This is a genomic window from Enterocloster lavalensis (assembly GCF_046603895.1).
Taxonomy (GTDB): domain Bacteria; phylum Bacillota; class Clostridia; order Lachnospirales; family Lachnospiraceae; genus Enterocloster; species Enterocloster lavalensis.
This window is the reverse complement of record NZ_CP176637.1, coordinates 368771-378021: the sequence shown is the minus strand read 5'-3', so window position 1 is coordinate 378021 and position 9251 is coordinate 368771. Positions and strand designations below refer to the sequence as shown.

5 protein-coding genes are annotated in these 9251 nt (G+C 58.8%); all 5 read left to right on the top strand.

Annotated elements, in window-relative coordinates; translation table 11 throughout:
* Nucleotides 1-18 precede the first annotated feature (18 nt).
* Nucleotides 19-1719, top strand: coding sequence for an ABC transporter substrate-binding protein (locus ACK2JC_RS01685; protein WP_320938199.1), 1701 nt, complete (start codon nucleotides 19-21; stop codon nucleotides 1717-1719).
* The gene (srtB, locus tag ACK2JC_RS01680) at nucleotides 1720-2469 is read left to right on the top strand and encodes a class B sortase (RefSeq protein ID WP_320938198.1); all 750 of its coding nucleotides are present in this window, start codon (nucleotides 1720-1722) and stop codon (nucleotides 2467-2469) included. It begins immediately after the preceding gene.
* Between the two features lie 288 nt (nucleotides 2470-2757).
* Nucleotides 2758-6054, top strand: a complete 3297-nt coding sequence (locus ACK2JC_RS01675; RefSeq protein ID WP_320938197.1) for a tetratricopeptide repeat-containing diguanylate cyclase — start codon at nucleotides 2758-2760, stop codon at nucleotides 6052-6054.
* A gap of 126 nt (nucleotides 6055-6180) precedes the next feature.
* On the top strand, nucleotides 6181-7191 hold the full coding sequence (locus ACK2JC_RS01670) for a deoxyguanosinetriphosphate triphosphohydrolase (protein WP_092360290.1): 1011 nt from the start codon (nucleotides 6181-6183) through the stop codon (nucleotides 7189-7191).
* Nucleotides 7192-7312: 121 nt separating this feature from the next.
* On the top strand, nucleotides 7313-9235 hold the full coding sequence (gene dnaG, locus ACK2JC_RS01665; protein WP_092360291.1) for a DNA primase: 1923 nt from the start codon (nucleotides 7313-7315) through the stop codon (nucleotides 9233-9235).
* The last annotated feature ends 16 nt before the right edge of the window (nucleotides 9236-9251 follow it).

The following is a 9251-nucleotide window of genomic DNA, read 5'->3' as shown; positions in this document are numbered from 1 at the left end:
AAAACAGAGGAATTGAGCATGAAAAACAATCAGTTAAAAGAACGGATGGCGGCTTTTGCCGCCTCCGTCCGTAAAAAGCCGTACGCCGCAGCCATCGCTGCGGCCGCGGTTGTCCTGGCGGCGGTACTGTTCTTCGTCATGGGCCCCCCGCAGATTTTCTCCGGAATATTCCGGGATCAGACGGGCCTGGCCATGGTGCAGGAGGGCAGGGAGAACGCGGTGCAAAAGGATGAGGAGCGCAGGCAGGTGCTGCGGGTCTATACCAACGACGCCACCGGTGTGATCAATCCCGCCTACGCCAGCTCCGCCGGAGACAGAGCGGTCAGCGCGGTGATCTTTGAACCCCTGATGCGCAAAAATGTGGATGGGAAGCTGGAACCGGTGCTGGCACGGCAGGTCCGGATGGCTGAGGATGGCGCCACATGTACCATCCAGCTGAAGAAAAATGTCCGGTTCAGCGACGGGCAGGCTCTGACCGCCCGGGACGCGGCATTTTCCATTGCAGCCATGTGCGTCACGGAGGAGGAGGGCGGCGGCCCTTATGGGAATATCCAGGGCGTGAGAGCGTTTCGGGAGGGAGCGGGCGAACTGCCGGAAGGGATCCGGGTGACGGATGAACTGACGGTGGAGCTGGCCTTTGAAACCCCTTCCCCGGACAATCTGCGGATTCTGGAGACGAAAATCCAGGAGCGGCCGGAGAACCTGACCAGCGGTTTCCTGCCTGTTTTACAGCAGTTGTCCATGGACGGCACGGGGACCGGCGCTTATCAGAAGGTCCGGATCCGGGACGGCAGCGGAATCCGCCTGGAGGCAAATGAATACTACCGCGGTAAAATCCGCGATATTAAAGCTGTGGAGTTCGTCACCTACGGCACCTATGAGATGGGAGCGGTCATCGATGAACAGAGGATCGACGCAGCGTTTTTTTCCGCCGAGTCCGCGCTGTTCGACCGTTTTTTCTCTGCAAAGCAGTTTACAATCTATGAAAAGCCGGGGGCGGGACTTTATTATATGGCCCTGAACCGGAACAACCGGCAGCTCTATATCCCGGCGGTCCGCCGCGCCATCGCCCTATCCATTGACCGGGACCGGTTCGCGGGAGGGAATCTCTCCGCGTACATGGTAAAGGCCGAGGCCATCGGGCCTGAGGACAGTATCTACGCGGGCAGCGTGAACATGGCTTTGAACAAGGAAGAAGCGAAGAAACTGATGGAGGAGGCCGGCGGGAAGTACGGCAGTTTAAAAGGCCGCCTAAGACTCCCGGTGTTAGCCGGAAGCAAAAACCAGGAAGCTCTGGCCAAGGCCGTAAAGAGCGATTTAAAGGACATTGGGTTTGATGTGGACATCGAGCTGCTGGACCAGGCGGCCTATCTGCAGCAGGTGTATATGCTGCAGGACTTCGACCTGATTCTGTCCGGCACAGGCGGCTGGGACTACCCGTCGGCCTGGGACGGTCTGGCGGAGGATATGCAGGGTCTGCCCACGGCGTGCAACAGCAATGAGCTGAACGAGGCGCTGGGGGAGCTTAACACCGCATACAGCGAGAAGGCTCTGACCGCCGCCTGGAAGAAGGCCGCGGATGCGGCCGGACGCCAGGTGCCTGTGATTCCTTTGGCCCGGCCAAAGCAGTTTCTGGCCGTGTCCGCGGACCTGTCCGGCTACCGGATCACCCGCTACGACGACTTTTTCGTCAATATTCAGGACATCCGGGTGAAGTAGATGGTGAGAAAATGGATACGCAGGATTTGCCTTGCGGTGATTTTCGTGTGTCTTGTGATCGCGGCGGCGGATACAGTTTCGCTGTACCGGGAGGAGAAGGCCTTCGACGAGATCTGGCGGCAGGCCTACCGCATGCCAAAGGAGGCAAAGCGGAACCGGGATGAGGCGGGGGGAGTGGATCTGGACGCGCTGCGGGCTCTGAACCCCCAGTGCGTGGGTTATATCAGCATCAAGGACACCCCTTTGAGTTATCCGGTGATGCAGACGGACGAGGAGGGCGGGATGTTTTACCTGACCCACGCCTTTGACCGGTCCTATCACGGCAACGGCACGCCCTTTCTGGACATGCGCTGCGACATTGAAAAGCCTTCGGACAATCTGATCGTCTACGGGCACAACACACGCAATACCAAGATGTTCAGCTGCCTGCGGTTTTATCAGGAGCGGGAGTATTTTGAGGAGCATCCCATTGTCCGGTTCGACCATGAGAACGGCGGGGATTATCAGATATTTGCGGTGCTGTTTTCCAGCCTTTCGGAGCAGGAGAACCGGGACATTTTCCAGATGATTGAGAGGGACCCCGAGGAGCCGGAGCAGTGGGAAAAATTTTTAGAGTATCTGGCGCGGCACAGTCTGTACGACACTGGGGTGAAGGCGGAGACGGAGGACAGGATTCTCACCCTCTCCACCTGCTACCGGCCCATCGACAACGGCCGGGTGCTGGTATTTGCCAAAAAGATTGAGAATTAAGCAGGGAACCTGACTGGGCTTAGGCCGGGCCGGGTTCCTTTTTGGATGCGGCGGGCCGCCCGGGACAGGGCTGCAAAGGCGGTCCGCAGTTACTGTTCGCAGGCAATATCCCGCGAGACGTGTTACTGGGAACGGAGTGTACAGTAACGGTCCGCATGAAATTCTGAGAAATAATCCCCGCCCTCCTATTGAAGCTGTCCGGGGTTTACGCTATAATAGCATATACGCAAGGCTTGGACAGCCGTTTACAAGCGGCTGTGTAAATGAATTCAGAGAGCGGGAGTGAGGATGGATTATCGTGTTGAGCAGGCGGTAGAGCGTATTGCGGAGCTGGCCGGAGATATGGAACGGGCCAGATGTCTGGTGATACGGCTCTACGACGATATTGAGATTACCGACCGAGAAATCAAGAAATTTGAGAGACAGATGAACGGACCAAAAATATTTTTCTGCGAATACGGACAGGAAAATATTCAGGAGCCGTTCATGCCGTTTATGGGGGTACTGGGCGATTATCTGGGAGAGCTGGACGGCCAGGCCCTGGAGCAGGTGTTTGAGCAGTGCGGCGTTTACAGCAGCCACCGGGAAATTTTCAGGACTTATCTGAAAAACGGGAGGGCCAAGCGCCGGGAGGACATGATTCTGGACGAGATCGGGTTTGAGCAGAGGCGCATGGAGCAGGCGCTTTTCGACCTGACAGTCTGGTGCTCGCGGCAGCGCCCCTTTGTCCTGATCCTGAACAGCTTCCAGCGGGCCGGAGGGCCGGCCATGCGTTTGGTCCGGGAACTGATGGAGACCGCGGACCGCCATATGGTTCATATGGTGATCCTCTACGACGCCCTGGAGAACGCGGCGTCCTACCTCCGGGAGGACTGGGAGGAGTGGCTGGAGGCGGCCGGAAGATGGGGCCAGCTTCTGGAGTTCGGAAGCTTCCTCAAACGGTATCAGAAGCCGGTCCGTGAGGGAATCCGTCTGTCCGGGGAGAACATGGAGGACGTCATCCAACGCCTGCGCAATCTGACCGGAATGCTGGATCTGGGGCAGGCGGAGCATTATCTGGACGTTGTGAACCGGAGGCTGAACGTTGAGAACAGCATGATCCCCGGGGAGTACCGGATGCAGGTGTTGGTGCTCTACGTCTATGTGATGATCTGCCAGGGAAATTATTCCAGGGCGCTGTCGCTGTGCCAGCTGTTCGGCAATATCGGCGGGGAGCAGTCCGAGCGGCACCGGAACTATCTTTCGGCACTGGCCTACATGCGCTCGGGACGTATGGGGCAGGCCCAGGAATGCCTGGGGCGGATCAGGCTGGAGAAGGACGATACAGGGGAGATGTGGGATTTCCGGGTCAGGATGCTGCAGGTGGAGATTCGCATGGGAGGCTGGAACCGCATGAATTTTCCATTGGCCGACGTGGCGGTGGAGGAGGAATTTCTGCGGCGGGCGGAGCGGCTGGGATTTTACAATCATCTGGCCTATATGCGGATCTACGGGAGCGACAACGATGTGGAGGGCGCGCTGCGCTTCCTGGACGATGAGACCGCGCTGCCGGATTTCGGACAGGCCCTGGCCTGGGCCAAGTCCGTGGGGAACGAGGTGCTGGTGGATAAGGCTTACTGCCGGAACGTGATGATCGCGGCCAACAGCGGGCGTTACCATGTGTCCAACCGCTACCACCTCAGATGCTTTGAGGCTATGAGGGGAACCGACAGCCTGGAGCTGGGCAGGGTTTACAACGGAGTGGGCTTCAATTACACCATGCTGCGGGAGTACCAAACAGCCGGAAACGCCTATGCGGCCGCGCTGCAGCTCTACTGCCGCCTGGGCGGCGCTGCGGTGCGGGAGGCGGCGGGAACCTTTTATTATATGGGGTTGAACGCCCTGGCCCAGGAGCGGTTTGCCGCAGCTCTGGACTATTTTGAGCGGTCCATGGGCATCATGGGACGGCTGGGGATTTACGGACAGCGGTTCTGCGACCTGTCCCAGTTCTACAGCCTGATGGCGCTTTGCTCCATGTATGAGCGCAACACCACCAGCGCCAGGGTTTACTTAAGCCGGGCCGGACAGTTCCTGGAGCATGTGGACGGCTGCGTCCTGCCGCGCTTTGGCAGCGCACGGGCCAGCGTCTGCGGGGACCTGTTTCTGTACCACTATGCCATGGGCTTAAATGCCATGCTGGGGCGGGATTACCAGCGGGCGCTGGACTGCATGGAGGCCGCGGAGGAACAGATCGGGGCGGCCAGGCCGGACCAGCGGATCTGCGGCGGGCTGTACCGCCGGGACCGGCTGGAGCTGTTTGTGCGCACCGGGCGGATGGAGGAGGCAGAGGCCGAGCGGAGGCGCATCCGCCGGGAGGAGGAGCGGGATCGGCGGCTTCCGGCCGGAAGCGGAGATTCCCTTATCCCTACGGCTTTGAACCTGGCGGGAACGCCGGAGAACGAAACCGTGGAGGCCGTGGAGCGGGAGATCGAGCGGATGGTCAGAAGCTGGGAAAAGGAGTGCCGGTACCGGGAGCAGAGGAACAACCGGCGTTTTGTGTCCAGCTGGATCCGGATTCTGAGCAACGTGGACGACATTGGAAGGCGGGACCGGCTGGAACTGATGGTCGGCCTGTTTGAGCGGTATTTCAACCTTGACGGGCTTTTGATTGTCCGTTTTCCGGCAAAAGGAGCCGGAGACGTGTTCTACAGCGACCTGGACTGCGCCGTTGGGGAGCGGGAGCGTCAGGCGCTCTGCCGGTTCTTTGAGATGCGGCAGAAGGGATTTGCCATATCCCGTTTTACCGGCCATTTCGGGCAGTACCGGGAGGTGACGGAGCTGTTTGACGAGGACCGGCTGTGCTCCATCGCCGGGATTCCGTTTTTCAACAACAACCGTCTGGAATGCGCGGTGTTTGCGGTGATTTATATGCGGGACAGCAACGTCGACGGGGCCGGGAACTATGTCATCGGCGAGGAGCAGCTGGACGTCTTTGAGATGCTGTTTTACCAGCTCAACAGCGTGATCTGCCGCAGCGAGAAGGACGCTGAGCTGAGGCGGGTGCAGGAGGAGCTGCGGCGTGCGGCCACCACGGACCAGCTGACCGGCATCCTCAACCGGGAGGGCTTTTACCGCAGGCTGCGGGGGCTGCTGGCCCACGGGGGAAGGCAGATGGGCCTGCTCTACATAGACCTGGACAACTTTAAAAACTGCAACGACCGCTTTGGGCATCAGGTGGGGGATGCGGTGCTGCGGGAGATCGCCGGGGTGTTTGAGGCGGTCTGCGGACAGTCCGGGGCTGTGGTGCGCTTCGGCGGGGATGAATTTGTCATCTGCGCTCCCAATGCGAAAAAGGAGGAGCTGGAGGAGCTGGCCCGGAGGATATACGGGGAGCTGGAGCGCCGGGAGTATTTCCTGGGGACACTGCGCCGGCATGTTTCGGGAGAACTCATCGACGAGCGGGACGGCATCTCCTGTTCCATCGGCATCGCCTGCGGCCGCGTGGCCTCCGTCCAGGATGTGAACCGGCTGCTGCTGCGGGCGGACAACATGCTTTACGAGGCAAAAAAGGGTACAAAAGGCATATATTTTGTGAGTCATGAATAGAATGCAACCAACTATCGCTCTATTTATAAAATTTTCTGAAAATCCGGGGCATTTCTCTAGGCAGATATAATTTTTTGTAGTAAAATAGGGGAATAGGCAATATAATAGAGATAGGGGGAGTGGTGGATGAACATTCGCGAATCGATGGAAGCCCTTGAGGAACAGTATTTAAGTCCGTACGCTTCATTTTCCGCCCGCTCGCGGGGCAGGGACAGGCCGGAAGAGCTGTGCGATATCCGGCCGGAGTACCAGCGGGACCGGGACCGGATTCTGCACTGCAAGGCGTTCCGCCGTCTGAAGCACAAGACCCAGGTGTTTCTGGCCCCTGAGGGCGACCACTATCGGACCCGCCTGACCCACACTCTGGAGGTCAGCCAGATCGCCCGGACCATCGCCAAGTCCCTCTGTCTGAACGAGAGCCTGACCGAGGCCATCGCCCTGGGCCATGATCTGGGGCATACGCCCTTCGGCCACTCCGGCGAGTTTATCTTAAACCAGATCTGTGAGGACGGTTTCGCCCACTATGAGCAGAGTGTGCGGGTGGTGGAACTGCTGGAGAAGGGCGGAAAAGGGCTGAACCTGACCTGGGAGGTGCGGGACGGGATTTTAAACCACCGGACCGCCGGGCATCCCAATACTTTGGAGGGCGCCATTGTGCGGCTTTCCGACAAGATCGCCTACATCAACCACGACATCGACGACGCCATCCGCGCCAGGATGTTTGTGGAGGAGCAGCTGCCGGCGGTTTACACCGATATACTGGGGCACAGCGTGCGGGAGCGGCTCAACACCATGATCCACGACATCATCCTCAACAGCCTCGGAAAACCGGAGATCAAGATGTCCCCGGGCATGGAGGAAGCCATGCAGGGGCTGCGGCGCTGGATGTTTGAGAACGTGTACAAGAACGACATTCCAAAGGCCGAGGAGGGCAAGGCCCAGCAGATGATCGCCTCCCTCTACGACTACTATTTAAAGCACGTGGAACGGCTTCCCCAGGAGTATCTCTTCCTGATGGAGGAGCGGGGCGAGAAGAAGAGCCGGGTGGTATGCGATTACATCGCCGGGATGAGCGATATCTATGCCATCGATCTGTTTGAGGATCTGTTCGTGCCGCAGCGGTGGAATGTTCTGTGAATTTTGCCCGCCTTCATGGATCCTGTGAGGCGGGAATTTTCATTGCGCGGCCCGTTGCATTTTAACATAAGGAACCGCAGGCCGGCGCGCGGCCTGCGGCAGCCAGGAGGGAGAACTTTTCATGTACTATCCGGATGAAGTCATTGAAGAAGTGAGAATGAAGAATGACATCGTGGATGTGATTTCGGGATATGTGAAGCTTCAAAAGAAAGGGGCCAGCTATTTCGGACTGTGCCCCTTTCACAATGAGAAGTCTCCGAGTTTTTCCGTGTCCCCGGGCAAGCAGATGTATTACTGCTTCGGCTGCGGGGCCGGGGGAAATGTGATCACATTTCTGATGGAATACGAGAATTATACCTTCCCCGAGGCGCTTCAGTCCCTGGCGGACCGGGCGGGGGTGAACCTGCCCAAGATGGAGTACAGCAAGGAGGCCAGGGAGCAGGCGGATTTTAAGGCCAGGCTGTTGGAGGCCAACAAGCTGGCGGCCAACTATTTTTACTATCAGCTGAAGCAGCCTCAGGGGCAGCTGGGATATCAGTACCTTCACGACAAGCGGGGCCTGAAGGACGAGACGATCCGCCATTTCGGCCTGGGGTACGCCAACAAGACCAGCGATGACCTGTACCGGTATCTGAAGGAGAAGGGATATGAGGATTCCTTCTTAAAGGAAACCGGGCTGGTGACCGTGGAGGAGCGGGGCGGACGGGACAAGTTCTGGAACCGGGTGATGTTCCCCATCATGGATGTGAACAACCGGGTCATCGGCTTCGGCGGACGGGTGATGGGGGACGGGGAGCCGAAATATTTAAACTCCCCCGAGACCAAGCTTTTCGACAAGAGCCGCAACCTCTACGGGCTGAACTACGCCAGGACGTCCCGGGAGAAGTTTTTTCTGATCTGCGAGGGGTATCTGGACGTGATCTCCCTCCACCAGGCCGGATTCACCAACGCGGTAGCCTCCCTGGGAACCGCCTTCACAGTCCAGCACGCCAATGTGCTCAAGCGCTACACGGATCAGGTGATTCTGACCTACGACAGCGACGGGGCGGGGGTCAAGGCGGCCCTGCGGGCCATCCCCATTCTGAAGGAGGTGGGCATGTCCATCAAGGTGCTGAACATGCGCCCCTACAAGGACCCGGACGAGTTCATCAAGAACATGGGCGCGGAGGCCTTCAGGGAGCGCATCGGGGAGGCCAGGAACAGCTTTATGTTCGAGGTGGACGTGCTGAAGAAGGACTACCAGCTGGAGGACCCGGAGCAGAAAACGAAATTTTATCTGGAGACGGCCAAGATGCTGCTGCGCTTCGGGGAACCCCTGGAGCGGGACAACTATATCCAGGCCGTATCCAGGGAACATATGATCCCCTACGAGGAGCTGCGCCAGCTGGTGAACCGGCTGGGGATGACCATGGGCTTAAAGGCGGGGGAGAGCTACTCAAAGCAGGCCGCAGGCCGGACAAACCGGCAGGCCGGCGCCTACTCCGAGAGGGGGGAGGCGGCCTCGCGGGGCCAGTCCGCCGGGAACGCGCAGGGCGGATACGCCCAGGAGAGCGGAGGGCCGCCGGACTCCCAGGAGGGCTACGGCGCCCGGGGGCCCGGGGCAAAACGGGAAAAACGCCCGGCCAAGGAGGACGGAATCCGCAAATCACAGCGGCTGCTCCTCACCTGGCTGATCGAGAACCCGGAATTGTTTGACAAGATCGACGGAATCATAACGGCGGATGATTTTGTGGAGGATTTATACCACCAGGTGGCGGATGAAGTATTTCGGGGCCACGCAGCGGGAACCTTAAATCCGGCTGCCATACTCAGCCGGTACATCAACGACGAGGACCAGTACAAGGAAGTTGCGGCGCTGTTCAATGCAAGCCTGAGCGACTCACTGAGTAATGAGGAACAAAAGAAGGCGTTTTCGGAGACCGTGTACAAGGTGCGCAAGAATAGCCTGGACACGGCCAGCAAAAATGCGAAGGACATTGCCGGACTGCAGGAGATTATCCGGCAGCAGGCGGCGTTAAAGCAACTGCGAATCACCCTGGACTAGACTGTATTTGGGGCCA